The following is a 26615-nucleotide window of genomic DNA, read 5'->3' as shown; positions in this document are numbered from 1 at the left end:
GCCATGCGACTTCACTCCTTTACACGTCCATTACTATTTATCTAATAAATTCGAGGCGTGCGGGACAAAATCCTGTTTCGTCGGACAGACTCCTAGAATAAACTTTTCTATAAAAACTTTCGTTACTCTCCCCAGGCGGTCAATTCCATTTCAAAATCATTGTTGAACTCGGGACTTACCGGAATAACGCGGACGTTGGCATTCGAATGTAATAATGCGTCATGCTTATCGCACAAAGAGCCTTCGTACCGATACAAGTTGTTTTCAAGCTTCTCGGCTAACTTAAGCTTTACTTTCCAGATACCATCCTTCCCGTCGGAACCGACCACTTCCAGACGGATATCCTTTTCCCAAATCGGACCTAAATGGACATGGACCTGAAAGAACGTCTCGGTAAAACCGATCCTCGTGCCCTGTGTTGAAAAAGTATTCTTTTTCTTTACGCTTACCTTATTCCAATGCTCTCGGATAAATCTCTTGTACGCGCTTACCCTTTTGGCGATCTCAAAGTCATTTGCGACAAAACGTTTGCCGCGGGATGCAGTCGGCACATAAATCCGATTCCAGTAGTCGCTGACCATCCGGTGGGTATTAAAACGGGGAGCAAGAGTGCAAATGGACTCTTTCATCTTATTGACCCACCCAACCGGAACCGCCTGCTCGTTATGTTTATAATATAAGGGAACGATTTCCTCTTCAAAAAGACGGTACAAGGTGTCGCTGTCTACCCGGGCTTGGTGCTCCATGCTTCCCTTCATGGCTCCTTCAATAGCCCATCCGTTCCGTCCGTTATATCCCTCGTTCCACCATCCGTCGAGCACACTGCAGTTAAGCACGCCGTTCAACGCTGCCTTTTGTCCACTTGTACCGCTTGCCTCCATCGGCTTGACAGGTGTGTTGAGCCAAACATCAACGCCTTGAACCAGCCATTTCGCGTTGTTCATATCATAATTTTCCATGACCAATATGCGTTTCTTAAAGCGTTCCATCTTGGAGATTTCTACGATTTTGCGGATCAATTCCTGTCCGGGTCCATCGGCAGGATGCGCTTTTCCTGCAAATACAAAACAGACGGGATGCTGCGGATCATTCACAATTTTGTCTAAACGGTCTAAGTCCTGAAAAATTAACAAAGCTCTTTTGTATGTGGCAAATCGCCTGGCAAACCCAATCATTAATGTTCCTTCCGGTGACTTCAGTTTCGAGAAACCCAGTTTCTGAATCATTCCGGATTTTACCCGCTGGTGATGCTCCCACAATTGTTCAACCGGAATTTCCCGGACAGGCACCCATACGGCCGGATCTGCGGATCGGATTTCCCAATCTTGTGGAAGGTACCGGTCCAACAGCTCCTTCAAACCGGAGGATAACCAGGTTCCGATATGAACCCCGTTCGTAATCGATTCTACAGGGATATCCTGCTCCGGAATATAGGGCATCCATTGATGGAATAAACCTTTCGTTACTTTTTCATGAAGCTTGCTTACGCCGTTTACCCTCGATGACGTATTCATGGCAAGGCGGGTCATATTGAATTCCTCCCCCAACCTGCCGAGCCCCAAAATCGTGTCCCTATCCGTTCCCAGCTGCCAATAAAAGTCTCCAAAATAATGGTCCATCATTTGCATGCTGAATTTATCATGCCCTGCAGGTACTGGTGTATGGGTCGTAAAAACTGTGCTTGACTTTACCACTTCCAATGAGGTACCGAAGTCTATGCCTTCAGCCGAATAGCTGCGTATCCTTTCAAACGTCAAGAAAGCAGAATGTCCTTCATTCATATGCCAAACATCCGGCTCCATACCAAGCGCATGCAATAGCCGCACGCCGCCGATGCCAAGAATAATCTCCTGGCTAATCCGCATATCCGGGTCGCTTGGATACAGATTGTCAGTCAACCGCCGATCATGCTCATCATTTTCATCCACATCCGAATTCAACAGATAGACGGGAACCTGCCCCACATGCAGGCACCAGGCTTTTAGGTAAACGCTGCGGTTTATCATCGGTACCTTAATGGTTAGCGGGCGCCCCTCCCGGTCCAGCACCTGTACCAAGGGAAGCTTGGCGGTATCTATCTCAGGGTATATATGTTCCTGTACGCCATCCTCCCGAATACGCTGCTTGAAATAACCTTTTTGGTAAAAAATGCCGACTCCGATTAGCGGAAGGCCTAATTCGTTTGCAGCCTTAATGTGGTCGCCTGCCAATATACCAAGCCCGCCCGAGTAAATCGGTAAAGATCCATCAATCCCGAACTCCGCTGAAAAGTACGCTACTCTGGTTGACATCAAACTCACCTCTAATTCACTCTGGATGTCTTTCTTAACCTTCAAAGATGCAACTGCTCCGTTCACATCTCTAAAGCATATGTCAGCACGCTCCATATGTGCCTAGAAAATCTGGAACGAAACGCAAAAAAAGCACCCTTCGGGATGCTTTTCATAAAAATTGAATAAATGGCAACGAGCGCGGAAGCTTAATGCGGTTCCGTTATTCGGAACGATCTCCGACTGCATCAGGCCCGAAAACGGGAACGACCTTAAAAACCATCGTAAACGTCGTTTCCTCCGCACTCGAAGTAAATGTTATATCGCCTTGATTCCGGTTCATAATCTGCTTACTTATAGCCAAACCAAGTCCGGTGCCTTCCTTTTTACTTGTTACGAACGGTGTGAAGAGCGAATCCTTCAACATTGCGGGAATTTCCGGTCCATTATTCGTAACGGTAATCAGATAAATATCTCCTTCCTGCTTACTTGTTACTTTTATCTTCTTATCCCCCTCAACCTGGTAAAGCGCGTCAATACTGTTAATCAGTATGTTTGACAACACCTGCTGAATTGCGATTTTTTGGATATGAAGCGAATAATTCTGAATGTCATCGCAGGTCAGCTCAATGTTCTCGTCAATTATCCGTGGATGAATTAATGAAATAACCGTTTCAATTATGGTGCTAGAGGATACATCAACAAATGATTCTTCAATCACATCTTTTTTCGAGAAGCTTAAAAAACCGGTAATGTGCATTTGAATATTTTGAAATTCAATTTCAATAATGTCCAAATACGTATCTAAATGATCAAACGAACGGTTGGCCATTTGTTTGCGAATCATTTTTATAAAACCAAGAACGGCGGTCAGCGGATTTCTAATCTCATGCGCCATGCTGGCCGCCATTTTTCCGATAATGGTCATGCGCGCTTCATGCAGTTCGGAAATGGTGCTTTCCTTATCTGCAAGCAAATCGTTTGTACACTCGTTATAGTAATCAAAGATGTACCGTTCAAATTGATCCAATCGGAGATGGATTTTTCGAACAACGTCCATGGGGATGAGCTGACCGTTCAATTTTTCTTCGATAAACTGCATAACAGCATTTCGCCACAAATGATTGCTGTGCAATAAATGACTGCTCGAAATGTTGTGATCGAACAATCCTTTATAGTATTGCGGAACGCTCTTCACATGCGTATGCTGCTCAAAGGGAATATCAACATCCAGCATAAAATCGAAATAACTAAAAGCTTCTCTCATAAAGCTCGTTCGTTCATACATTTCCAGATCATTTTCTTGAAAATCATCCAGCCATTTTTGTAAGATCAGGTCTCTATTATTCCGAAGCGTCTTGAGGAATTGAGATTCATCCATTTATTTAGACTCCTTGATGGTATGGTGTATTATTTAAGAAATCCGTTTACAAAAGAGACCTTTTATTATAAAATTCTTTATAACGAACCGTTTTGTTCTTGATCAATGTTTTGACGGGAGGTATTGAAGTCATGTCCAAGTATAGAAAAATAGTGTGCCTTACTTTATTACTCAGCGTATGTCTGTTCCCGGCTTCCGCATTTGCTTCATCTAACCAGTTATCATCAGATGACAAAAAAGACTTCTTCTCAAATATTTTATCATTTTTCACGTCATCGATATACAGCTACAGCCATTCGGAATCAGACGATAAGCATAAGGACGATGATGACTGGGATTCTACAGGCTGGTTCGATTGGTTCGACAAGAAAAAGAGCTGGTGGGATACCATTCGCGATTGGGAATATTATAACAAAGATTCCTTCGCGATATGGAAGAAGTATTATTGCTACTAGCCTGTGTACCCATACGAAAAAAACCGTTGACCGTCCGGTCAGCGGTTTTTCTGCTAATGTTCAGTTTAGTAAAAGATTTTCTCATCTCGCTTTTCTTTCAATATTTCGACCGCTTCACGGAAACGTAACGAATGTATGATTTCCCGCTCCCTTAAAAATTTAAGACTGTCCTGCAAATCGACGTCATCCGTTATGTCTATCAACCACTGGTAAGTAGCCCTGGCCTTCTCCTCAGCTGCAATATCCTCGTATAAATCGGCGATTGGGTCGCCCTTTGCTTGAATATAAGCCGCCGTCCAAGGAACGCCGGCAGCATTTTGATAAAACAAAGCACTGTCATGGGCTACATAATGATCGCCTAAACCTACTTCTCTTAGCTGCTCAGGCGTCGCGTCCTTGGTCAGCTTGTATATCATTGTGGCGATCATTTCCAGATGCGCAAATTCCTCAGTCCCTATATCTGTCAGCAGCCCAATGACTTTATCCGGAATCGTATAGCGCTGATTCAAGTAACGCAGAGCAGCGGCGAGTTCTCCATCCGCCCCGCCGTATTGTTCCATCAGGTATTTCGCCATTCGTGGATCGCATTTGCTTACGCGAACGGGATATTGCAGTTTTTTTTCATAAACCCACATGCATCGAAACCTCCTCTAATCTTTCGCGTTAGCCTGCTCGACTTCTTAGACCTGCCACGGCCACGGAGCATCATTCCAACACCATGGCGTGCTCGAGTAGCTTTGACCGAAATTTTGAAGCGGGCCGTATTTGGACTCATAAAGCTGCGCGATTTTCTGTCTAAGCTGGGCGTAGTGATTATATTGCTGAATGGCATTCGCATCCATCGGGTGGGTGTCCAAATATAAATTAAGTTCCACTAAAACAAAATCAACGGATTGCAACTCGTGAAGAAGTTGATAAAATTCATTATCCAAGGCTTTGTTCATTATGCGTCACCTTCTTCTTGCCTTACGTACTTATGACCATATGGATATGGACTGTACAAGGCTGGCCATAGCGTGCCGTATTTCAGCGCTTCGTACGGCGTAAACTGCGGCAGGTTTGGCGGTTGAAAAGGAATGAACAGTTGCGGCGGTGTGCTGTAGCTTTTCACTCGGATGGGCGGACAAGGATCTAACGGACTGATGAAAGGCTTATAGTAACGCATCTGATCGTTCACGATCGCAGTCTCCTCTCGAAATGTTCTTCGCTCACATGTATATGAAGGCCAGCATGGCCAAAATGACAGAAAAACCGCTCTAAGCATATGCTTAGAGCGGTCTATTATAAATACGTTAACGAATGCGGTAACTGAGATCATTCCATCGAAGCTCGTTGCGAAGACCGCGTACCGTCGAGTTTTTGTCGATGACGATGGTCTCGATGCCAACCAAGTCAGCCCAATCCACAAGCTGTTCCGTTGTTACTACATAGGAGAATACGGTATGGTGAGCACCGCCTGCATAGATCCAGCCTTCAGCAGCGTCGCGCAGCGACGGCTGCGGCTTCCACAATACCCGGGCAACAGGCAGCTTCGGCATTTCATGCGTCGGCATTACAGCGTCTACCTCGTTTACAATAAGGCGGAAACGGTTGCCCAAATCGATGAGCGATGCATTAAGCGCTGTGCCGGAACGGCCATCGAATACGAAACGCGCCGGATCAGCTTTGCCGCCGATTCCTAGCGGATGCACTTCGATTTTCGGACGGTTATCTGCAATGGTCGGACATACCTCGAGCATATGGGAGCCCAGAACAAGTTCATTTCCTTCCTCCAGGTGATAGGTGTAATCCTCCATGAAGGACGTCCCTTTGTTGTTGGCAATAATCTTCATCAAGCGGGTGAAGGCGGACGTTTTCCAATCGCCCTCGCCGCCGAAGCCGTACCCTTGCTCCATCAAGCGTTGGACGGCAAGACCAGGCAGCTGCTTCATCCCGTGCAGATCCTCGAAAGAGGTTGTGAATGCCGAGAAGCCGCCCTCTTGCAAAAATGCTTTAAGACCAAGCTCAATGCGGGCCTGTTCGCCGATCGAAGCCCATGAAGCCGCGTTACCGTGCGTTTCAGAAGAAATATCGTATCGATCACTGTACTCTTCAAGCAGCTGCTTCACTTCCGAATCAGATATCTCGTTCATACGTGCAACCAAATCTCCGATGCCATAGCCGTTAATTGACCAACCGAACTTGATTTGAGCTTCTACCTTATCGCCTTCCGTTACGGATACCTGACGCATGTTATCGCCGAAGCGTGCAACCTTCAAATGACGTCCTTCGTTAAAGGCGACCGCAGTGCCCATCCAGCTTGCGATCCGTGAACGCGTTTCGCCATTCTCCCAATGGCCGGTCACGACTTTGCGCTCAAGGCCGAGTCTGGAGAAGATATGTCCGAATTCGCGGTCGCCGTGCGCAGATTGGTTCGTGTTCATGAAGTCCATATCGATGCTGCCCCACGGTATATCCCGATTAAACTGAGTGTGCAGGTGAAGCAATGGCTTGCGCAGTTCGGACAAACCGTGGATCCACATTTTCGCCGGCGAGAAAGTATGCATCCAAGTGATGATCCCGCCGCAGTTCTCGTCCGCTTTCGCTTCAAGGCAAAGCTTGAAAATATCTTCAGGAGTTGTTACAACAGGCTTAAATACGATTTCGAATGGAATGACCGAATCCTCATTCAATGAAGATGTAATAATGCGCGAATGCTGAGCGACTTCCTCTAACGTTTCCGGACCGTACAAGTGCTGGCTTCCTGTAACAAACCAAAATTGATAAGGTTTAACTTGTAACATTTGACTGGTTCCTCCTCAAAACATAAATATAAAGCTCATTGTTTAACTTGTACGGACATCAGTGCTAGTTATAACGAGTATGACGGAGAACTTGTACATACAACTTGACGTACGTTTATAATACTCCGAAATAACGAGCATTTCAATATGTATCCTGCAAAAAATCACTTGTACGGTCAAATTTGCTCCAAACGATAGGTATAGCCGCAAAACGAGCAGCGAAACAACACGCTTTTATCCCCAATCGTGAAGGTAAGGCGCTCGTCATCCTCGATCTCGATGAACTCTCTCCCATGCTCGTCCCGATCACCAGTAGCAAACAATACGGTCTTGTTCCCGCATTCGCATTCAAAGCTCATCATTTTTAAACAGCCTCCATTTTCCTTGTTTCATTGCTTCATTGTGTTCGCTTCGATATAATTAGCGATGACATTATTATATTACAAAACCAACGTCAAGGAAGGGTTAAGAGAAACATGTACATAGCAGATAAATGGGTAGAATATGAGGTTATTGATACAGGAGACGGGGATAAGCTGGAGCGTTGGGGACAATACACGCTGCGCCGCCCGGATCCCCAAATTATTTGGCCGATTGAAAATGAGACGGGTTTATGGAAAAAAGCCGATGGTCATTATCACCGCAGCAACGCCGGAGGAGGCCAATGGCAGATGAGCCCTGCTCTCCCTGAGCGTTGGACGATCTCCTATGGGGAGCTCAATTTCCATATAAAGCCGACCAACTTCAAGCATACCGGATTGTTCCCTGAGCAAGCGGTTAATTGGAGCTGGATGATGGATAAAATCAGATCCGCCGGGCGTCCGATCCGCGTTTTGAATTTATTCGCCTATTCCGGCGGAGCTACCGTTGCGGCGGCGGCGGCGGGCGCTGAAGTATGCCACGTTGACGCAGCCAAAGGGATGGTGCAATGGGCCAAAGAAAATGCACAGCTATCCGGTCTCGAGTCCGCTCATATCCGGTATATTACGGATGACGTGTTCAAGTTCGTTCAGCGCGAGCAGCGCCGGGGCAAGCAATATGATGCCATTATTATGGACCCCCCTTCCTACGGACGCGGACCGAACGGCGAGACGTGGAAGCTTGAAGAAAATTTGTTCCCGTTTCTTCAATCCTGCACGACCATTTTGTCCGACCAACCGTTATTTCTGCTCATTAACTCGTATACGACGGGCCTTTCTCCCTCCGTGCTGCACAACCTGCTGCATATGACGATGAATGCCAAGTATGGCGGCGAGATTAATTGCGGCGAAATCGGACTTCCGATTACAAAATCCGGCTTGAATTTGCCTTGCGGCATTCTGGGTCGTTGGGAGTCGAAGTAATGCCGGTACCCGTATTGTACGAGGACAATCATGTTCTGGCCGTCGTGAAGCCCCCCGGCATTCTCTCGCAAGAGGATGAAACGGGTGATCCCGATATGCTAACGCTGCTTAAACAGGATCTAAAGGAACGGCACGGCAAGCCGGGAAACGTGTTTCTCGGCCTTGTCCATCGCCTTGATCGAACGGTCGGAGGCGTCATGGTATTTGCCAAAACCTCGAAGGCGGCCTCCAGATTATCGGAATCCGTGCGAAACCGCGATTTCGGTAAAACGTATGTTTGCGTTGTCCAAGGGCAGCCTGCCAAGAAGCAAGGTCGGCTAACGCACTTCATCCGCAAGGACAGCAAGCACAACAGGGTGACCGTTTATGACAAGGCCGCGTCCGAATCGAAGGAAGCGATATTATACTATGAGGTTGCAGCTGCATCCGGTCGCTATTCGCTTATTGCCGTCCGTCTGCATACCGGAAGACCGCATCAAATTAGAGCGCAAATGGCACATATCGGCTGTCCGCTCGCAGGGGATCTCAAATATGGCGCGAAGCCTGAAGCAGGGATATCGGATATCGCCTTATGGTCGACCTCCGTCTCTGCTCCCCATCCTGTAACAAAGGAAATGTTCAGCTTCCATTCGATTCCGAGCGGCTCAGATGTTTGGACCTGGTGGACGGATGAACAGCTCGAAGCCGCCTCTACGATGCTGGGCAGCTTACGCTAAGGAGGGACGAAACAGAGATGCGCCGCAAAAGGCACCGAAAATGGCAAACGACTTTATTGGTTTTAAGCTTAATAGGGTTATGGATCATCTTTTTATTACCCTCTAATCTTGTAAGGGCACCAGCGCCAAACGAGGCAGTTCCTGCGATTCCTGCTGGTAATCAAGCAATCGCTGCGCCGCCCTCCCCCTCTCCAATCGTCATAGAGTCGTCAGAGGATCCTCCAGAGCCTGATTACACGGATGCCGTGTGGATGGCGGTAGGCGATATTATGATGCATATGCCTCTGCTTCCCGGTGCATATGACAAAACGACCGACCGCTACAACTTCGATCCGTTTTTTACGGAAGTAAAGCCGCTATTCGCTCAAGGAGATTGGGTGATCGCTAATTTAGAGACGCCGATCGCAGGTGAAGAATTCGGTTATTCCGGTTATCCGCTGTTTAACGCGCCGGTCGAGCTGGCGGAAGCACTCAAAGCGGCCGGCTTTAACATGATTACAAATGCAAACAATCACTCGCTGGACAAAGGGGAAAAAGGATTGCTTCGCACGCTGGCGAACCTGAAGGCGCTTGACTTGCCGATAGTCGGCACTGCTGCCTCGCAGGAAGAAGCCGACCGCCTGCTGCTGTCCGAGAAAAACGGAATCGTGATGGGGCTTGCCGCTTATACGTACGGAACGAACGGTATTCCTATCCCTGAAGGAAAGCCTTATCTGGTATCGATCATATATGAAGAGAAAATAAAAGAGGATATTATGCGGCTTCGCCGCGAAGGCGCTGACTTTATTACGGTGTCCCTTCATTTCGGCACGGAATATCAAACGGCGCCGAACGAAGAGCAGAAGAGATTAGCCAGATCGCTTATCGCTGCGGGAGCGGACATTATCGCCGGCTCTCATCCGCATGTCGTACAGCCTTATGAGGTCGTTGAAACCGTTAATGAGCATGGCTTAGCCAAAAAAGGTCTCATCATTTATTCTATGGGCAATTTTATCTCGAATCAACGTGGAGAAACAAAGGATTACGGCGTCATATTCAAAGTAAATATTCGTAAAAATAAGTCGGATGGCTCCACCCAGCTAACGGAAATTGAGTCGATACCGACTTGGGTTCACCGGTACAAGCCGGATCATGCTTACCGTTACCGCATATTGCCGATTGATGAAACGATCGCAGCTTCAAGCGACGAGCTATTGACTCAAGCCGACTACGCGACACTAAAGAAAAATGCGGAGCTGCTTCGCAATCGGCTCGATTCCATGAAATAATAGATCTATACGGCAGCTGCTCTACAAATTGGCGACCTTGCCAAGCAAATAAACGAGCAGCTGCTGGTTATGCGAGGAAATGCGGTCCAGCGATTGTTCGATCATTTCGGTCCGAATCGCAGTACCGCGTTCCGCCTCTGCCTTCCCCTTCTCCAATACCGAAACCCAAACGATTCTTCGATCATTGTCATCCCTTGTCCGTTCAATGAGTCCATTCCGCTCCATCCGGTCGAGCAGCGTCGTTATCGCCGCAGGCGTAGTCGACAAATACTGGAGCAAATCGGAAGGCTTCATCGGCTGATGCTGCAGAAGCAATTCCAGCACATTCAGTTGTCCTTCGGTCAAAGGCGCTAACGCTTGCTCCATATTATTTTTCCATTCACGCGAAAGCTTCGTCCACAATCGATTAAAATCATCAGATACCATGCTCTCACACCCGCTCCCTGTCAATAATCACCTGTTTGATACCTATTATAGCAGTCTTTATTGTCGAATAAAAGATTAACCCGATTAATAATTTGCGCTATTAATCGATACTTTCATGAACATTATGACAGCATTAGACATACAATGTGACGAAGGCCCAGCGCTATGTCTTTTTTTGCATAACAGGTAAGGAGCGTGAATTCAGATGGACGAAAGGAAAGCGGCAATCATTCAAAAAATAAAAGGCTACGGCATCATAAAAGACCCACAATGGCTGGACCGGCCGGATGAGCTGGTGCCATTGTGGGTCATGCTTGAAGCTTTGCTGCAAGTGATCGAACGATTCGATCCGCCTAATCGGCCTTATGATTAGAATCGGCTGAAGAACGAGCCAGCGAATGGACGATCACATCGTTTTTCTCGATTGGGAATAGTAATTTGCCAATCCCTTTCCGGTCCTCGATCAGCGCTTTCTCGGAATCGGCGATCAGCTTAGCCCCCGATGCAGTAAACGCTATAATCTCTTTCGCAACTTTGCAATAGTAGGCCGCCGCAAGCGAGGACCCATTTGGTCTGACCCGTTTGCCTTCCTTGAATTCAAAAGTCTGAACACCCTTACCTCCTCTGCCTTGAATCGGATAATCGAGCAGAAGCGAGCGCTTCGCATAGCCGATATCGGATATGACGAGTAATTCACCCTCATCATCGTCAACCCATTCCGCGGCGATTAGCTCGTCTCCATCCTTCAACAGCATGCCTCTGACGCCGGCAGCTACTCTGCCCATCGGATTAACCTCAGACTCCGAGAAGCGAATGCTCATTCCCTGTTTGGTTACGAGTAAAATTTGCTTTGTACCGTCGCTGAGCGCAACGCGGATGACCTCATCCCCGTCAGTTACCTTGCAAGCGGCTACAGCGGTTGACCTTGTAGTTGCGTATTCCTTGAGTTCCGTCCGTTTGACCTGGCCTCTTCTCGTGATGAACACGAGAGAAGCCGCCGATGCCGAAATATCCCGGACCGGTATAACGCTGACGACGGCATCATCCTTCGGTATAGGTACGACGTTCACGATAGCCGTGCCTGTATCCTTCCATTTAAATTCAGGTATTTGATGAACAGGCAATAAATAATATTGTCCTTTGCGAGTGAACAGAAGCAAATTGTCGATCGTATTAACCTCAAGCAGCTCGCGAATGAAGTCACCCTCCTTCACGCCGCCGCTCTGGCGTTCGCCGCCCGATCTCGTGAACGACAGCATGCTTGTCCGTTTCACATAACCATCGTGGCTAAGAGTCACTAGCACGTCCTCAGGCGTCACCAGCACCTCGAGATTAACCTTCAGCTCTTCGATTTCACCGCGAAGGTCCGAACGACGATCGATGCCGTATTTATTGCGAATTTCCAGCAGCTCGTCCTTAATGACACCGATCAACTTCTTCTCGCTGTCCAAAATCGACTTCAGGTAAGCGATTTTCTTATGCGCTTCCTTAAGCTCCTTCTCGAGTGTCGTAATTTCCAGATTCGTTAATCGATACAACTGCAACGTCAAGATCGCATCGGCTTGACGGGCGGTAAAGCCGAATTTCGCAATCAGGTTATCCTGCGCGTCTGCTCTGTTCTTGGAGGCTTTGATAGCCGCTATAACCTCATCCAAAATATTTAAAGCCTTCACAAGCCCCTCGACGACATGCGCGCGATCTTCTGCCTTCTCGAGCTCGTATTGGGTCCGGAACGTCACAACTTCCTTCTGATGCTCGATATAAGCGGCCAAAATATGCTTTAATCCAAGCTGCATCGGCGTTTTATTCACGATGGCAACCATATTGAAGTTGTAGGCTACCTGCAGATCCGTCTTCTTGAACAAGTAAGCCAGTATCCCCTGCGCGTCGGCTTCCTTCTTAAATTCTATAACGATGCGAAGACCGTTGCGTCCGCTCTCATCGCGAACCTCGGCGATGCCTTCAACCTTTTTCTCCAGTCGAATGTTTTCCATCGCCGTCACAAGGCGCGACTTCACGACCTGATAAGGAATTTCAGTAATGACAAGCTGCTGCTTGCCCCCGCGCATCTCTTCGATAGCCGTCTTGGCGCGTAAATAGATTCGCCCTTTCCCTGTCGCATAGGCATCCCGGATGCCTTCCTCGCCCATGATGATGCCGCCGGTAGGAAAGTCCGGTCCCTTCACGAATGACATAAGTTCTTCCAGAGGAAGCTCAGGACGTCCCATTAAGGCTATACAAGCATCAATGACCTCGCGCAGGTTATGGGGCGGTATTTCCGTGGCAAAGCCGGCAGAGATGCCGCTGGTCCCGTTTACAAGCAAATTAGGATACCGCGACGGCAGCACAACCGGCTCCTTCGTCGTATTATCAAAATTATCTTTGAATTTCACGGTTCTCTTGTCGATATCACGAAGAAGCTCCATTGCGATGTTCGACAAGCGCGCTTCCGTATAACGCATTGCCGCTGCCGGGTCGTCATCCTGCGAGCCCCAGTTGCCATGGCCGTCCACGAGCGGATGACCCATTTTCCACGGCTGTGCCATACGCACCATGCCTTCATAAATGGAAGCGTCGCCGTGGGGATGATAGTTACCCATTACGTCGCCGACCGTTTTGGCCGACTTGCGGTACTGCTTGTCCGGTGTATTGCCCGAATCGTACATCGCATATAGAATACGGCGCTGTACCGGCTTTAAGCCATCACGAACGTCAGGAATCGCGCGGTCCTGAATGATATATTTTGAATAGCGCCCGAAGCGGTCGCCTACGACCTCTTCAAGAAACGCCGGCAAAAACTGTTCCAGCATACTCATGCGTCAATCCCCCCTATTCCTCGTATTCCATAAAGTCGACATTTTCCACGATCCAGCGCTTCCGCGGATCTACCTTATCTCCCATAAGCGTAGAGACTCTGCGCTCCGCTTTGGCCGCGTCCTCGATTTGCACCTGCAGCAGCGTGCGCTTCTCTGGATCCATCGTCGTCTCCCATAACTGGTCGGGATTCATCTCTCCAAGACCTTTGTAGCGCTGCAGCTCATAGTTTTTCCCATATTCCTTCAGGTAGTTTTGCAGTTGCTCATCCGTCCAAGCGTATCGAATCGTTTCCAGCTTACCCGATTTACGAGTTAGTTTGTACAATGGCGGCTGTGCGATATATACGCGGCCCAAATCGATCAACGGCTTCATGTAGCGGTAAAAAAAGGTAAGCAGCAAAACTTGAATATGGGCGCCGTCGGTGTCGGCATCCGTCATGATAATGATTTTATTATAGTTGCATTCTTCGGCTGCAAACTCAGACCCTACGCCTGCTCCTATTGCCGAGATAATCGCTTTATACTCGTCATTTTTCAATATATCGATCAGCTTGGCCTTCTCGGGATTCATCGGCTTTCCCTTAAGCGGCAGCAGCGCTTGATATTTCGAGTCCCTGCCCTGCTTTGCCGAGCCTCCGGCGGAATCACCCTCCACGATAAACAGCTCCGTACGGGTATAGTCCTTCGATTGAGCCGGGGTCAGCTTGCCATTAAGATTTGAGCTCTCGCTCTTTTTCTTGCCGCTGCGAATTTCTTCGCGGGCTTTTCGCGCTGCTTCGCGGGCTTTCGACGCCTGCAATGACTTCTTAAGCAGCATTTGCGCAACTTGAGGATTTTCCTCGAGAAAAACCTGCATTTTATCCGAAACGATCGCATCTACCACGCTTCGAGCTGAAGCGCTGCCCAGCTGATCCTTCGTCTGTCCGACGAACTCCACCTCGGACATTTTGATATTGATCACGACCATCATGCCTTCGCGCAGGTCATTGCCCTCAAGGTTTTTGTCTTTCTCCTTCAGCATAGCCGTTTTGCGCGCATAGTCGTTCATCACTCGCGTGTAAGCGGTCTTGAAGCCCGTTTCGTGCGTGCCTCCGCCGCGAGTTGGTATCGCGTTCACGAAAGACGCGATAGTCTCGGTGTAACCGTCGTTGTATTGGAGCGCAACCTCAACCTCGATTTCATCGCGTTCAGCAGCAAAATGGATGACATCATGCAGCACCGTTTTGTCCTCGTTCAAAAACTGAACAAATTGCCTTGCTCCGCCTTCATAGTGAAACACGTCCTGCTTGCCGCTGCGGTCGTCCTTGATCGACACCTTCAATCCGGAGTTCAAGAAAGCAATTTCCTGAAGCCTTTCCGCCAATGTGTCGTAGCTGAGCGAGGTGCCGTTTTGGAAAACCCGTCCATCCGGCTTGAAGGTGACCTTCGTCCCGGTACGGTTGGTCGAACCGATGACTTCAAGCCCGCGCACCGGCTCGCCTACATGCTCCTTGCCGGTTTCATCGACCCAATATTCGAACCTTTGCTTGTGAATTTTGCCATCGCGGAATATTTCCACCTCAAGCCACTCCGATAACGCGTTCGTTACCGAAGCGCCTACGCCGTGCAGACCTCCGGACTTCTTGTAGCCTCCGCCTCCGAATTTACCGCCCGCATGCAAAATGGTAAAGACGACCTGTGGCGTCGGTATGCCGGTCTTATGCATGCCGGTCGGGATTCCGCGCCCGTTATCGTGAACGGTTACCGATCCGTTCTTGTGAAGCGTTACTTCAATAGCTGAACAAAATTTAGCTAAATGCTCGTCCACCGCGTTATCGACAATTTCCCAAACGAGATGATGCAGCCCCGAGCTGCTTGTGCTGCCTATGTACATGCCCGGCCTTTTCCGTACCGCGGTCAAGCCTTCAAGCACCTGTATATCATCGGCCTCGTAGTTCCGGTCTGCGGCCGCCGTATTTGCAAAGAGATCCGTTTGCTCTGACATGAGCGCCCCCCAATCTGTAGTCACGTTTCCGTATCTTCAAGCTATTTTAATTCAAGATGTCCTGTTTCGTAAAGACAACAAAGGAAACGACCAGCGCGCCATTCCCCCAAATCGCAAGCGCGGCAAGGGAAAAAAGCAATGACATTCCGTCAATCGGCGGCGGCGATCCATTCAAATAGCCGGTCAGCTTCAGGTTAACGGCAAACAAATATTTAGCGCTCGTCCTCGATGGGACATTACGTCGTTCACTTGATACTCGTTTCAGCTTGCCTCCTTGATCGGCAATGAAATCGTTTTATGCGAAATGATTTGATGTTAGCATGTTTTGCAGATTAATGGGATTTATGTATGATGGATAAAAATTGTTCAAATTAGGGTACATCAGCAGTTATTCCCCGCTAAATAGAATTAATAATATCCCCAAAAGCCGGCTGCTATAAAGAGAGCGACCAAAAAACCGACTAAGATGACAAAGATATTTAATGGACGCAGCATACCCTTCCTGCTTCCGTCCGGTATTTTCGAAAACACGTACAAACATACGATACCTAAAGCGATAGCCGTAAAAGTTGCGATAATTAACGGACCGCTCACATTCCATAAATCAGCCACTATAAAACTTCTCTCCCTTAGCCGTTAGCTTCGAATCATTTATGCTTGGACCAGCGCGGGTCGCTGTTTTCGAGCAAGTACGCGAAGTCATTCTCCAATAGCTTTCGCTCCTGCTTCTTCTTCTCTTCCTCCTGCTTTCGGGCCTCTTCCTTGCGCGCAGCTTCAGCCTGCTTCATGTCGTCCGCTTGCGCTTTAAGCTTCCCGATCACCTCTGCGCCAAGCAAATCCTTTAATGACAAGCCCATGCCTTCTTCGGCTTTCGATGACGGCTTGGCTTGATTATTACGTGCTTGTTTCTGTTTTTTGCCCATATCGGCTTCACCTGCCTTATCGATAATCCGTATAACTCATCCGCAAGCTTCATTATACACGATTGAATTCAGCGGTAAACCTATTATGTTCAGCTTGCAAGCACGAATCGGTTAAGGTCAGCCTGCAGCATTTAGGTGTAAAAAACTTATTGTCTCCCATAGTATGAAAAAAAAAGCATAAATAAACGATCAGCCGGGCTGATTTCGCTTATCTATGCTTCATGGTTTAACATTTCTTATCATCATTTTTAATTATCGTATTCGATATAGAGCGCTTCAGCTGCAATACGAGCCGACTCTCTGGCTTGCCCGATATCTGCAGCGCTGCTGAGCGCGACGGCCATACGGCGGCCTACCTTCGTCTCCGGCTTGCCAAAAACCCGAATCTGCGTGTTCGGAACAGAAAGGGCCTCTTCGATTCCTCCAATGCGGAATGAAGATGTCTCGCGGTCCGCTTTGAGCGTATGAGAAGCGCCTGGCGTCAGCAGACGGATCGCCGGAATCGGAAATGCTAGAATGGCGCGCACATGCAGCGCAAATTCCGAGAGATCCTGCGTCGCCATCGTCACCATGCCCGTATCATGCGGACGAGGGGATATTTCGCTAAAGAGAACGCCATCCTTCGTGATGAACAGCTCCACGCCGTAAATGCCGTAACCGCCAAGCTCATCCGTAATTCGTTGAGCCATTTCTTCCGCTTCCCCGATTTGCTGAGCGGTCATCTCATGCGGCTGCCAAGATTCGATATAATCGCCGTCCTTCTGAACATGTCCGATCGGCGGGCAAAAGCTTGTCCCGGAAACCGAACGTACGGTTAGCAGCGTTATTTCGGATTCGAAGGTGATGAAGCCCTCGACGATGATCCGTTGTTTCTTTGCCCGTCCGCCTTCCATCGCATAGTTCCAGCAGGCTTCAAGTTCTGCTTCCGAACGGCATACGCTTTGACCTTTGCCCGAGGAGCTCATGATCGGTTTAATGACGCAAGGGTAACCAAGCTCCCCCGCCGCTTGAAGCAGCTCGTCAAGCGTATCGGCGAAGCGGTAAGGGGCGGTTGGCAATTCGAGCGTCTCGGCAGCAAGTCGGCGAATCCCTTCGCGGTCCATGGTCAGCCTGGCCGCGCGGGCGGTCGGAATGACGCGATGTCCTTCCTTCTCGAGCTCTTGCAGCGTTTCGGTTGCGATCGCTTCGATCTCCGGAACGATAAAGTCCGGGCGCTCTTGTTCAATAATGCGGCGAATGGCCGCTCCGTCAAGCATGTCGATCGTATAGCTGCGGTGCGCGACCTGCATGGCAGGAGCATGATCGTAACGGTCTACAGCAATGGTCTCGACGCCTAAACGCTGCGCCTCCAGCACGACTTCTTTCCCTAGCTCTCCTGAACCGAGCAGCAGTATTTTCCGGGCATTTGATGACAACGGTGATCCATACATAACAAAAAAGAACCTCCTGGAAGCTAGCCGGGCCGTTCGTTGTGCGAGTAAGAGCACAGACCAACGATCCGGTTCGTTTTTCTTCCATTGTGGAGGTTCCGAATGCAAAAATCAACCATTATTATATTTTAAAGAAAACGATATTGCGCTTCGATTAAACCGTTATAAACGCCGCGTTTAGCGATCAATTCTTCATGATTGCCCTGCTCGACGATTTGACCGTGATCCAAAACGATGATTTCATCTGCATGACGAATTGTCGATAAGCGATGCGCAATCATAAAGGAGGTACGGCCTGCAAGAAGTGCTTTGAGCGCCTCCTGGATTTTCAGCTCTGTCTCGGTGTCGATGCTTGCCGTTGCTTCATCCAGAATCAGGATACGCGGATCGGCAAGCAGCGCGCGGGCGAAAGACAATAGCTGGCGTTGACCCATGGATAGAACATTGCCCCGCTCTTCGACCTGCGTGTCGTAGCCGTCCGGCAGGCTCATAATGAAATCATGAGCGTTTACGGCCTGCGCCGCCTTGACGACTTCCGCATCCGTTGCGTTCAGCCTGCCGTAACGAATATTGTCGCGGATCGAGCCTGCGAATATAAATGTATCCTGCAGCACGATCCCTACTTGAGAACGCAGGCTCTCGATCGTAACGTCGCGGATGTCGATGCCGTCGATAAGCACGCGTCCCTCAACCGGATCATAGAAGCGGCACAGCAGGTTAATGATCGTACTCTTACCCGAGCCGGTATGACCGACAAGCGCGATCGACTGTCCTTCTTTCACATCGATGGTCACGCCCTTCAGAGCCGGTCTGCCTTTCTCGTATTCGAAAACGATATTATCGAATTTGACTGCGCCTTTAATCTCAGGAAGAGCCTTCGCGACGACTGATTCGCCAACGGTCGGCTCCTCGTCGATGAATTCAAAAATCCGCTCCGATGAAGCCATGGCAATAAGCAGTTGGGAGTACATCTGGCCTAAGCGGTTGATCGGATCCCAGAAATTCCCGATGTAGTTGGCGTAACCGACCAACAGCCCGACTGTAATAGCCCCCGCTTGAATGAGATGCGAGCCGTACCAGAACAAAATAAAAGTTCCGACAGCTGACGTTATTTCAATAACCGGGCCAAAGGCTTGATTGAGCGCCGACGCTTTGTTCCAGGAAAGCACGTTCGTCGTGTTCATATGGTTGAAGAAGCTCATATTGTCTTTTTCTTGCACATAAGCCTGCGTGACCTTCATCCCTTGAATGCTTTCGTTCAAATGCGAGTTGATTCGCGATTGCTTGATCCGCACATCCTGCCAGGCAGTACGAATCCTTTTGCGCAGCGAGGTGGAGACAAGGAACATAATCGGTACAGTAATCATAACCGCAAGACCTAGCTTGAAGTTCCAGACAAGCAGGATGATAACGATACCGAACAGCTGAACACAATCCATGAGCAGGTTGACGACACCGTTCGTGAATAAATCCTGAAGTGCGTTAACGTCATTCGTTACACGGACAAGCACCGAGCCGGCCGGCCTTTTATCATAGAAACGGAAGGATAGCTTCTGAATATGCTGAAACAGATGATTCCTAAGATCATAGATAACTTTTTGACCGATAATGTTCGTATATTTGATCCGGTACGTATTGGAGGCCCATTGGATAACGTATAAAACAAGCATGATTCCCGCTATAAGGATAAGCTTTGAGACGCTCGTTGCTCCGTTCACCGGCGCAATCGCTTCATCGATCGCGAGAATAACGAGCGCCGGCACGCCAAGACGGGTAAGCGTTCCTAGTATCATCATGAAAATGACTGGCATAAGCTGCTTCGTATAGGGTTTCATGTACATGAACAAACGGCGCAGCTGACTCCAGTTAAACGGCTTTTCGATCAGCTCGTCGTCCTGGTATACGAATCGTTCATTTTTATTGGTTGCTTTGGCTTTGATACTTGCGCTCATTAGACGGTACTTCCTTTCCGATCACTTGCTTGTAAGGCCGTCGGAACGACATCAAGCGGATAGTCAGCGTATTGAATATTGTAGGTTTCGCGGTAAGGTCCATTCTGTGCGATAAGCTCGGCATGCGTTCCGCGCTGCACCACATGACCTTTATCAAGCACGATAATTTCGTCCGCATGGCGCAAGGACGATATGCGATGCGCAATGATAAACGTTGTGCGGCCCGCCATCAGCTCCTTGAAGCCCGCCTGTATTTCATGCTCCGTTTCCATATCAACCGCGCTTGTCGCATCGTCCAGTATCAGAATGCGAGGATTTTTGATCAACGCTCTCGCAATGGCAATCCGCTGCTTCTGACCGCCGGATAAGCCCATACCCCGCTCACCGACAATCGTATCGTAGCCGAGCGGCAGCTCCATAATGAAATCATGGGCCTTCGCCAGCTTGGCGGCATATTCGATTTGCTCCGGTGTGACATCGCGAACACCGTAGGCGATATTATCGCGAATCGAAGCCGAGAATAGGAAAGTTTCCTGGAACACCGGTGCAATGAGGCGGCGAAGACTCTCCACGTCCAGATTTCGAATATCCATGCCATCCAGTAAAATGGTGCCCTGCTTCACGTTATAAGCGCGCATAAGCAGCTGAATGATCGTGGATTTCCCCGATCCCGTAGCGCCAAGCAAGCCGATGACCGTTCCTGCGGGAGCATCGAGGGTCAGATCGGTTACAGCCGGCGATTTGTCCGGATAGCTGAACGTAACCCTGTCGAAGCGCACATGGCCCTTGACCGTATCGCTGCTAACTTCTACCGCATGCTCCGCATTTTTGACATGAACATGCTCATTCAGAAGGCCAAGCACCCGTTCCCCGGATGCCTTAAACTGCGTATAGTTGTTAATTTGAAAGCCTAAGCCCCACATCGGGCCGATAATGTACCAAATCAAGCTGAAGAAAGCGACGAACTCACCGAGCAAAAGCGATCCGTTGATGACCAGAATACCGCCTGCAACAAGCAAAATGACAGCGCTTAAATTCGCTACGAGCTCCATGACCGGGAAAAATCTCGCCCAAATCTTTGCGGCGCCGACCTGATTCGTCTGATAGGCTTCGCTTCGGACTGAAAACTTCGATACTTCGTGCGACTCGCGGGCAAAGGATTTGACCGTCCGCACGCCGGTAACGTTCTCTTGCACAGCTGTAGTCAAGTTGCTCATAGCTTGACGCATTTCGCGAAAGGCCGGATGGATGTGTCGTTCAAACCGAATCGCCGTGAAGCCCAGCAAAGGAATCGTAATGAGTGTGATTAGCGTAAGCTGCCAGTTAATGAAAAGCATCATCGCACCGCCGAACACGACCATAAGTCCCATGTTCAAAATTTGCGCAAAACCGAAGCCGATGAATTGCCGGATTGCCTCGAGATCAGCGGTTAGCCGCGACATGAGGTCACCTGTCTTCGCTTTATCGTAATATTGAAAGGACAATGTTTGCAGCTTGTCGTACAATGCGTTGCGCAAGCGGTATGCGACCCGATTGCCGAGGCGTCCTCCAAAAAATCCGTGCAAAAACTGCATGCAGCCTTTAAAAGTAACAACTCCAACAACCGTGAACGCAAGCGCCGGTACTAGCTCAAATTTCTGTGGCCCGATGACATCGTCAATCAAGTAGCGCAGCAAATTGGGATAGACAAGTCCGAGCGCTGTCGCGCACATTAAGCATATAATCGAGGAGAACAATAACTTTCGTTCCGCCCAATAAAATGCTTTCAACTGTCTTAACACGTCCAAGTAAATCCATCTCCCCGTATCTATTTTGTAAGCATGAATGAATATTATCAGCATCGGTAAATGGTAGCAAACAGTATAAATATGCGAATATGTGATTGAACCCGCTTATAGTGGCGATATGGAAATTAGATACCATTAATACTCTCAAATGGTCTTAAATCGTGACAATAATGTGCCAATTGCTCGTTTTTTGCACAGAAACACACAAAAATAAAAAAAGCTTTTGCAGGGTGTACACGCACCCGCAAAAGCATTGAGCTATTAATGCGATGAAATGATCAATATTCATTGACGATTAGAGATGAATCAATTTTTCGTAAAGCGCCCTCAGTTCGTCCGTATTTGCACTTCCCGTCAACGAGCTGCGCTGGCCCTCCGCGTAAGCAAGCATGTCCGCTAAAAGCTTGCTTCCTGCATGCTCCGCGGCCGTTCTCCATATTTGTTCGTAAAGGAGTGTCCATTGTGCCGACTGACCGGCCATCCAGTCATTCAAGGAAGGAGAGAGCAGTGTTTCCAGCTCCTTGCGCAGCAGTCCCTTGCCTTCTCCTTCGAAAAACTGCCTTGGCGACTTGAAGCGGCTCCATAGCAGCTTGGCCTCGACAGTCTTCGCTTCCCATGTCTCAGGCTGCTCCGGCGTCGGCAATGCGGCAGCCGCATAAGGCACTGCACGATAAGCATGGATTGACGATTCAATGCTCTGAACAGAGCTTGCGTATTGCTTCTGTAATAAGGAGTGAACCCCTTTCTCCAATCGAAGCGACGTTGCAAGCATTTCCTGCGACAGCTCCAATTGAACGAGACGCTGCAGCTCGAGCCAGGACGTCCAGACCGCTTTGCGCAAATCGCGGCCGTCATCCTGCAGGGAGGCCGGATTGAAGGCAAGGTTATAAAACTCGCCAAAGCGGTATTGGATCCGCTGAACAACATAGTAAAGCAGTTCATTAAGCTCCTGCTTAAGCTGCTCCGGCATGGACGATGCTTGCAAGGCTGCGATCTCCTTCTTAGCGGCCTCTGCCGCTGTCAAGAGCTCATTAAGCTCCGCTTCCCTCGCTGCTTCGCTGCCTTCCGCGCTTTTTAGCCAGCCAGCAACCGTCGCTGCCGAACGCTGCAAATCCTGCTCCGCGGATTCAATAGCGAGACGGCCGAGATCGTTCCGGATAAAGGATAGGAAGGATTGCTCAAATGCTTCAACGCCTGACCGCGCAAGCAGCCCTGCGTCGCCATCCAGCTTCCCGTCAAGCGCCTGCAGGCTCGATACCGGGAATAAACGCGGCGACCGTATGGCATGCTGCAGCAGATTTTCTTCCACGTGGTTAAGCACTCCCGTCAGTTCCTCCGGATCGGCTGCCAAATCAGCTGCATTAACAAGGAAAAACATTTTGTCGAGCTCGAACTGGTCCTTCACGCGGCCAAGCTGCATCAGAAACTGCCGATCCGCCTGAGAGAAGGCATGATTATAGTACGTAACGAAAAGCACCGCATCAGCGTTCTTGATGTAGTTGAAAGCTACGCCCGTGTGTCTCGCATTAACAGAGTCGGCGCCCGGCGTATCCACGAGCACGATACCTTGCGCCGTTAAGGCGCAGTCGTAATAAAGCTCGATTTCGCTGACGAAGCAGGATTTGGATTCCTCGGCTACGTACCGCTCGTACTCGGCTTGATTGACCGAAAGCTGCTGCCCAAGCAGCGCTTCATGCTCATCCCAGCCTGCGCGGGCGGCGCGCAGGAAGCTGTAATGCGGGCGGCCGCCGGCTCCGATGGAATCGGGAGACAGGCGGTCAATCGTCCGCATCAGCGCTTCGGCGTCCGGCAGTTGTTCGGACGCGGCTTTCTCTCCGAGCAGCGCTAACGAGTAGCGCACGTCGTCCAGAATGGCGGCGCGCGGCTTCATGACGATGCGCGCCGTGCCGTGACCGTGCTCCTCCGTAGGGGGCACGAGCCGGTTGATCGCTGCGGTCGTCGGATTAGGCGATACCGGGAGCACCGGTTCGCCGATCAGCGCGTTAGCAAGCGATGATTTGCCGGCGCTGAAGGCGCCGAACAACGCGATGGTGAAGCGGCTGTCCCGCAGCCGCTTCGCCTTATCGCGCATCGCGTGCGCAGCCGCGGCCAGCGCCGCGTGCGGCGCCAGCAGCTCCGCCGCGCCGGCTAAGCGCGCGGCTGCACCGTGCTGCTGCGCGAGCGCGGCTCCGCCGGCGATGGCGCCGCCGCGCGCTGCACCCGCGCGCAGCGCTCGCTCCGCGGCGCTAGCTCCGGCAGCGGCCCCGCCGCCGGCCGTCTGCTTCGCTTGCGCGCCCGCACCCGCGTCAGCTGCGCGCGGCGCGGGCAAAGCCGGCTTCGCCGCCGGCTCCGGCAGCGCTGCCGCCAGCCGGGCCTCATGCTCGCCAGCGCGCTTCGCCAGCTCTGCCAGCGCACCGAAAGCGCCAGCCTGCGCACGAAGCGCCGCAATCTGTGCCTGCGCCTCGGCGGCCGCCGCTTCGCCCGCCGCCGCCGCATGCTCCGCCAGCGCGTCGATCAGCTCAAGCGCCCGCTGGCGATAAACCGCTTTAATATCCGCGGCTAGGTCGCGGCTATACGTCATCGTATATTCATTGCCGATGACGGCCCCCGCTTTAACGCGCTCCACGAGCCACTTCGGTTCAGGGAGCCAGCCCAGCTTAAGCGACAATTCGCTCTCCAGCCGGTCGGCATCATATCCGATTCGCTCCGCCGCCACGCGCAGCAAATGCTTTACATGCCAATCGATCGAGGCGCTGATCAAGCTGTTCAATTCATCGCCAAACGCCTGCAAACGCCTTTCCTGCTCCGCAGCCGTCTTCGCAGCGGCGAACAGCAAGCCCGCCTTGAAGCCGGGCTTGCGGCTTTCCAGAAACGACTGCGCCAGATCGCGCAGCCCGGCAGGCGTAATATTCGCATTATCGAGCAGCAGCTGCAGCTCCTTGCGCAGCTCCGCCCGATAAACGTCCCGTTCGCCCGCAATGCTGCTTATTCGCAAGCTAAGTCTTTCCATCTCGTTTTTGACGCTCGCTGCCGCTTCTTCCCCGCCGGCCTCCCCGAGCAATCTTTCCCGCTCAGGCTCCGTTTTCAGCTCGCGCCACTTCAAATGCTCCTTCACCAAATGCCGCAGCGATGCATCTACGCTATAAGCGCAAAGCGGCTCTCGCAGCTGCTGCAATCGATCCATCAGCTCCATTAAAGATGTCCACTCCTGATGCGGATGATCAGGCTCGCGTAACGACAAATAAACGATTCCCGCAGGCTCTAAATGCCACGCATGAAACGCATCTTCAACACTTTGGCGGTAGCTGGCAAAAGATAGCTCGCGATCGCGATGCTTATCGATCTGATTCACGATAAAATATAAGGGCTTACCCCAGTCCTTCAACTGCTTGGCAAAGGAAAAATTAATTTCGGATTGCACATGATTATAATCCATCACATAAAACACGACGTCCGCCAGATGCAGCGCCGACTCCGTCGCCATACGATGCGCATCGTCGGTGGAATCAATGCCCGGCGTATCAAGCAGCACCGTATGATCGCTTAAACGCTCGCTCGGATATACGATAGATACAGACATAAATTGCTCACCGTCTACGCAGTACCGGTCAAGTTCGTCGATTGCAACCTCAGCCTTCGAAACAACCCCTCCCCGGAGCGTCTCAACAGCCGCATAAGCTCTTTCGCCGCCGCGAATCGAGACCACGTTGGCGCTTGTCGGTATTGGGCTCGAAGGCAGCAGCTTCGTGCCGCACAGCCGGTTGATCAAAGTGGATTTTCCAGCCGAAAAATGTCCGCAAAAAGCGACAGTAAGCCGACCATCGGTCAGCTTACTGTTCAGCTCCTGCGCTTGCTTTGCATGTCTTGTATCTCCAGCGGCTGCCATGGCGCCTGCTGCTTCGGATATTGCTCCCGCTATGCTTTGAACGGTCAATTCAGTCATTTGCTGGCTCCTTAAACGGCTTCCACTTCAACAGACGGCAAACAAATTTCAAATACATTGCCATGCTGCAAAATCATGATGTTGCGCTCTTTATCTCTCATAACGACAACCTCCGGCTTTACGCGCATGCGCTCGATGTACTGATCCGGCACATCGCCGGAGCCGCTGACCGTAATGCCTTCCACGACGATATCCTCGTGCTCCTGAGGGGGAGATTCAAGAACCTGCTCATAAATATCGGAAAAAAGCTCAAAATTATTCGTGTACACGGAAATACAATTCATCATCATCATCCTTCACTGGCTATTTTAGGTTTCTTGGTATTATTTTTTGTTTTAAAGCCTGGCTTCATACGTTGTTTACCTTCCTTGCACAAATCAAGCAGCGGACAAATCGGACACTGCGGGCTTTGCGCCTTGCAATGGTAGCGGCCGAAAAAAATGAGTCTGTGATGGGTTAACGTCCACTCCTCGCGCGGAACGAGCTTCATCAGCTTATTCTCGACCTCAAGGACCGAATCCTCCGGCTTCGCAAAGCCGAGACGCTTTGAAACTCGGTCCACATGCGTATCAACTGCAATCGCCGGTACGCCAAACGCATTTGACATGACGACATTCGCCGTTTTGCGGCCAACGCCCGGAAGCTCCGTCAGCCCTTCATGGCTATCCGGTACTTCCCCGTCATATTTATCAATGATTATGCGGCATAGCTTCTGGATATTGGAAGCTTTGCTGCGAAATAAACCGATGCGGCGAATATCTTGCTCCAGCTCCTCCAGCGGAACGTTTAAATAATGCTCGGGCCGCTTATATTTTTGAAATAAAGACGCCGTCACTTTATTCACCGTTTCATCCGTACATTGAGCCGATAACAACACCGCTATCGTCAGCTCGAATGGATTGCTGTGATTAAGCTCACAGTGCGCATCTGGAAACATATCCGCTATAATGTCCAGCACATGACGCATTTTCTGTTTCGCGCTCATCGTCCTCTCCCCTAATCGATACACTATCGTTCAAAGTGTAGCGAAATTTGTCACGGTTAGCAACTAGATTCAACCACATTCTATAAAAAAACTGCCCCGAAGGGCAGTTTTTTCACAAAATATTTGTATCTCTCTTATTCAGATCCATAAATC

General features: G+C 50.1%; 23 protein-coding genes and 1 pseudogene. 5 read left to right on the top strand and 19 right to left on the bottom strand.

Going from position 1 to position 26615, the window contains the following annotated elements; all coding sequences use genetic code 11:
- Nucleotides 1-122: 122 nt before the first annotated feature.
- Together glgP and L1N85_RS04495 are read right to left on the bottom strand one after the other, a co-directional pair.
- Nucleotides 123-2291, bottom strand: a complete 2169-nt coding sequence (gene glgP, locus L1N85_RS04500) for an alpha-glucan family phosphorylase (protein WP_235235296.1) — start codon at nt 2289-2291, stop codon at nt 123-125.
- 202 nt (nt 2292-2493) lie between these two features.
- Nucleotides 2494-3651 carry a sensor histidine kinase gene (locus L1N85_RS04495; protein ID WP_235235294.1) on the bottom strand — a complete coding sequence of 386 codons (1158 nt, stop codon included), beginning with the start codon at nt 3649-3651 and terminating at the stop codon, nt 2494-2496.
- A gap of 131 nt (nt 3652-3782) precedes the next feature.
- Here L1N85_RS04495 and L1N85_RS04490 point away from each other — a divergent pair, with 131 nt between their 5' ends.
- Nucleotides 3783-4106 (top strand): hypothetical protein, encoded by a 324-nt coding sequence (locus L1N85_RS04490; protein WP_235235292.1) that lies wholly within the window; start codon nt 3783-3785, stop codon nt 4104-4106.
- A 65-nt stretch (nt 4107-4171) separates the two neighbouring features.
- Here L1N85_RS04490 and L1N85_RS04485 read toward each other — a convergent pair whose 3' ends face one another.
- The 5 genes from L1N85_RS04485 to L1N85_RS04465 all read right to left on the bottom strand — a co-directional run bounded on the left by L1N85_RS04485 (nt 4172) and on the right by L1N85_RS04465 (nt 7251).
- Complete coding sequence (locus L1N85_RS04485; protein WP_235235290.1) at nt 4172-4741, bottom strand: manganese catalase family protein; 570 nt, start codon at nt 4739-4741, stop codon at nt 4172-4174.
- 45 nt (nt 4742-4786) lie between these two features.
- On the bottom strand, nt 4787-5050 hold the full coding sequence (locus tag L1N85_RS04480) for a spore coat protein CotJB (protein ID WP_235235288.1): 264 nt from the start codon (nt 5048-5050) through the stop codon (nt 4787-4789).
- The gene (locus L1N85_RS04475; RefSeq protein ID WP_235235338.1) at nt 5050-5271 is read right to left on the bottom strand and encodes a spore coat associated protein CotJA; all 222 of its coding nucleotides are present in this window, start codon (nt 5269-5271) and stop codon (nt 5050-5052) included. The genes L1N85_RS04480 and L1N85_RS04475 overlap by 1 nt, the downstream gene beginning before the upstream one ends.
- Nucleotides 5272-5398: 127 nt before the next feature.
- Nucleotides 5399-6889, bottom strand: coding sequence for an L-arabinose isomerase (gene araA, locus L1N85_RS04470; RefSeq protein WP_235235286.1), 1491 nt, complete (start codon nt 6887-6889; stop codon nt 5399-5401).
- A gap of 176 nt (nt 6890-7065) precedes the next feature.
- Nucleotides 7066-7251, bottom strand: coding sequence for a hypothetical protein (locus L1N85_RS04465; RefSeq protein ID WP_235235284.1), 186 nt, complete (start codon nt 7249-7251; stop codon nt 7066-7068).
- A gap of 114 nt (nt 7252-7365) precedes the next feature.
- On the opposite strand from L1N85_RS04465, the gene L1N85_RS04460 reads away from it, so the two are divergent.
- The 3 genes from L1N85_RS04460 to L1N85_RS04450 are packed head-to-tail and all read left to right on the top strand — an operon-like array spanning nt 7366 to nt 10216.
- Entirely contained in the window at nt 7366-8232 is an 867-nt protein-coding gene (locus tag L1N85_RS04460; RefSeq protein ID WP_235235283.1) for a class I SAM-dependent methyltransferase, read from the top strand.
- On the top strand, nt 8232-8948 hold the full coding sequence (locus tag L1N85_RS04455) for an RluA family pseudouridine synthase (protein WP_235235281.1): 717 nt from the start codon (nt 8232-8234) through the stop codon (nt 8946-8948). Before L1N85_RS04460 ends, L1N85_RS04455 begins: the two co-directional genes overlap by 1 nt.
- 17 nt (nt 8949-8965) lie before the next feature.
- A complete protein-coding gene (locus tag L1N85_RS04450; RefSeq protein WP_235235278.1) occupies nt 8966-10216 on the top strand; it encodes a CapA family protein in 1251 nt (416 codons plus the stop codon).
- 21 nt (nt 10217-10237) lie between these two features.
- On the opposite strand, the gene L1N85_RS04445 is transcribed toward L1N85_RS04450, so the two are convergent.
- Nucleotides 10238-10642 carry a MarR family winged helix-turn-helix transcriptional regulator gene (locus L1N85_RS04445; RefSeq protein WP_235235270.1) on the bottom strand — a complete coding sequence of 135 codons (405 nt, stop codon included), beginning with the start codon at nt 10640-10642 and terminating at the stop codon, nt 10238-10240.
- Between the two features lie 205 nt (nt 10643-10847).
- Between L1N85_RS04445 and L1N85_RS04440 the strand changes: the two genes are divergently transcribed.
- Nucleotides 10848-11015, top strand: a complete 168-nt coding sequence (locus L1N85_RS04440; protein ID WP_235235268.1) for a hypothetical protein — start codon at nt 10848-10850, stop codon at nt 11013-11015.
- Here L1N85_RS04440 and gyrA read toward each other — a convergent pair.
- The 11 genes and pseudogenes from gyrA to nth all read right to left on the bottom strand — a co-directional run bounded on the left by gyrA (nt 10996) and on the right by nth (nt 26462).
- Nucleotides 10996-13458 (bottom strand): DNA gyrase subunit A, encoded by a 2463-nt coding sequence (gene gyrA, locus L1N85_RS04435; protein ID WP_235235267.1) that lies wholly within the window; start codon nt 13456-13458, stop codon nt 10996-10998. The two genes, L1N85_RS04440 and gyrA, sit on opposite strands and share 20 nt — an antisense overlap.
- A gap of 13 nt (nt 13459-13471) precedes the next feature.
- Entirely contained in the window at nt 13472-15442 is a 1971-nt protein-coding gene (parE, locus tag L1N85_RS04430) for a DNA topoisomerase IV subunit B (RefSeq protein ID WP_235235265.1), read from the bottom strand.
- Nucleotides 15443-15488: 46 nt separating this feature from the next.
- Nucleotides 15489-15662, bottom strand: a pseudogene (locus tag L1N85_RS04425) (ABC transporter permease); the annotation flags it as partial.
- A 188-nt stretch (nt 15663-15850) separates the two neighbouring features.
- Nucleotides 15851-16054 (bottom strand): hypothetical protein, encoded by a 204-nt coding sequence (locus L1N85_RS04420; RefSeq protein ID WP_235235263.1) that lies wholly within the window; start codon nt 16052-16054, stop codon nt 15851-15853.
- 35 nt (nt 16055-16089) lie between these two features.
- Nucleotides 16090-16365, bottom strand: coding sequence for a YqkE family protein (locus L1N85_RS04415; protein WP_235235262.1), 276 nt, complete (start codon nt 16363-16365; stop codon nt 16090-16092).
- Between the two features lie 248 nt (nt 16366-16613).
- Entirely contained in the window at nt 16614-17795 is a 1182-nt protein-coding gene (gene purT / locus L1N85_RS04410) for a formate-dependent phosphoribosylglycinamide formyltransferase (RefSeq protein ID WP_235235260.1), read from the bottom strand.
- A 128-nt stretch (nt 17796-17923) separates the two neighbouring features.
- On the bottom strand, nt 17924-19747 hold the full coding sequence (locus L1N85_RS04405) for an ABC transporter ATP-binding protein (RefSeq protein WP_235235258.1): 1824 nt from the start codon (nt 19745-19747) through the stop codon (nt 17924-17926).
- The gene (locus L1N85_RS04400) at nt 19747-21534 is read right to left on the bottom strand and encodes an ABC transporter ATP-binding protein (protein WP_235235256.1); all 1788 of its coding nucleotides are present in this window, start codon (nt 21532-21534) and stop codon (nt 19747-19749) included. Before L1N85_RS04400 ends, L1N85_RS04405 begins: the two co-directional genes overlap by 1 nt.
- Nucleotides 21535-21829: 295 nt before the next feature.
- On the bottom strand, nt 21830-25477 hold the full coding sequence (locus tag L1N85_RS04395) for a dynamin family protein (RefSeq protein WP_235235254.1): 3648 nt from the start codon (nt 25475-25477) through the stop codon (nt 21830-21832).
- A gap of 11 nt (nt 25478-25488) precedes the next feature.
- Nucleotides 25489-25761, bottom strand: coding sequence for an NAD/NADP transhydrogenase alpha subunit (locus L1N85_RS04390; protein ID WP_235235252.1), 273 nt, complete (start codon nt 25759-25761; stop codon nt 25489-25491).
- A gap of 5 nt (nt 25762-25766) precedes the next feature.
- Complete coding sequence (gene nth, locus L1N85_RS04385; RefSeq protein ID WP_235235244.1) at nt 25767-26462, bottom strand: endonuclease III; 696 nt, start codon at nt 26460-26462, stop codon at nt 25767-25769.
- Between the last annotated feature and the right edge of the window lie 153 nt (nt 26463-26615).

This window comes from Paenibacillus alkaliterrae (genome assembly GCF_021532375.1).
Lineage (GTDB): Bacteria > Bacillota > Bacilli > Paenibacillales > Paenibacillaceae > Pristimantibacillus > Pristimantibacillus alkaliterrae.
The sequence above is the reverse complement of the archived record's forward strand: the minus strand, read 5'-3'. Positions and strand labels throughout refer to the sequence as shown.

What these genes read in the sequence shown, in the direction of transcription:
- L1N85_RS04460 (WP_235235283.1), top strand. Translation starts at nt 7,366, where the DNA reads ATGTACATAGCAGATAAATGGGTAGAATATGAGGTTATTGATACAGGA.
- araA (WP_235235286.1), bottom strand. Translation starts at nt 6,889, where the DNA reads ATGTTACAAGTTAAACCTTATCAATTTTGGTTTGTTACAGGAAGCCAG.
- L1N85_RS04390 (WP_235235252.1), bottom strand. Translation starts at nt 25,761, where the DNA reads ATGAATTGTATTTCCGTGTACACGAATAATTTTGAGCTTTTTTCCGAT.
- L1N85_RS04405 (WP_235235258.1), bottom strand. Translation starts at nt 19,747, where the DNA reads ATGAGCGCAAGTATCAAAGCCAAAGCAACCAATAAAAATGAACGATTC.
- L1N85_RS04475 (WP_235235338.1), bottom strand. Translation starts at nt 5,271, where the DNA reads ATGCGTTACTATAAGCCTTTCATCAGTCCGTTAGATCCTTGTCCGCCC.
- purT (WP_235235260.1), bottom strand. Translation starts at nt 17,795, where the DNA reads ATGTATGGATCACCGTTGTCATCAAATGCCCGGAAAATACTGCTGCTC.
- glgP (WP_235235296.1), bottom strand. Translation starts at nt 2,291, where the DNA reads ATGTCAACCAGAGTAGCGTACTTTTCAGCGGAGTTCGGGATTGATGGA.
- L1N85_RS04395 (WP_235235254.1), bottom strand. Translation starts at nt 25,477, where the DNA reads ATGACTGAATTGACCGTTCAAAGCATAGCGGGAGCAATATCCGAAGCA.
- parE (WP_235235265.1), bottom strand. Translation starts at nt 15,442, where the DNA reads ATGTCAGAGCAAACGGATCTCTTTGCAAATACGGCGGCCGCAGACCGG.
- L1N85_RS04415 (WP_235235262.1), bottom strand. Translation starts at nt 16,365, where the DNA reads ATGGGCAAAAAACAGAAACAAGCACGTAATAATCAAGCCAAGCCGTCA.
- L1N85_RS04440 (WP_235235268.1), top strand. Translation starts at nt 10,848, where the DNA reads ATGGACGAAAGGAAAGCGGCAATCATTCAAAAAATAAAAGGCTACGGC.
- L1N85_RS04495 (WP_235235294.1), bottom strand. Translation starts at nt 3,651, where the DNA reads ATGGATGAATCTCAATTCCTCAAGACGCTTCGGAATAATAGAGACCTG.
- L1N85_RS04490 (WP_235235292.1), top strand. Translation starts at nt 3,783, where the DNA reads ATGTCCAAGTATAGAAAAATAGTGTGCCTTACTTTATTACTCAGCGTA.
- nth (WP_235235244.1), bottom strand. Translation starts at nt 26,462, where the DNA reads ATGAGCGCGAAACAGAAAATGCGTCATGTGCTGGACATTATAGCGGAT.
- L1N85_RS04485 (WP_235235290.1), bottom strand. Translation starts at nt 4,741, where the DNA reads ATGTGGGTTTATGAAAAAAAACTGCAATATCCCGTTCGCGTAAGCAAA.
- L1N85_RS04445 (WP_235235270.1), bottom strand. Translation starts at nt 10,642, where the DNA reads ATGGTATCTGATGATTTTAATCGATTGTGGACGAAGCTTTCGCGTGAA.
- L1N85_RS04455 (WP_235235281.1), top strand. Translation starts at nt 8,232, where the DNA reads ATGCCGGTACCCGTATTGTACGAGGACAATCATGTTCTGGCCGTCGTG.
- gyrA (WP_235235267.1), bottom strand. Translation starts at nt 13,458, where the DNA reads ATGAGTATGCTGGAACAGTTTTTGCCGGCGTTTCTTGAAGAGGTCGTA.
- L1N85_RS04480 (WP_235235288.1), bottom strand. Translation starts at nt 5,050, where the DNA reads ATGAACAAAGCCTTGGATAATGAATTTTATCAACTTCTTCACGAGTTG.
- L1N85_RS04465 (WP_235235284.1), bottom strand. Translation starts at nt 7,251, where the DNA reads ATGATGAGCTTTGAATGCGAATGCGGGAACAAGACCGTATTGTTTGCT.
- L1N85_RS04450 (WP_235235278.1), top strand. Translation starts at nt 8,966, where the DNA reads ATGCGCCGCAAAAGGCACCGAAAATGGCAAACGACTTTATTGGTTTTA.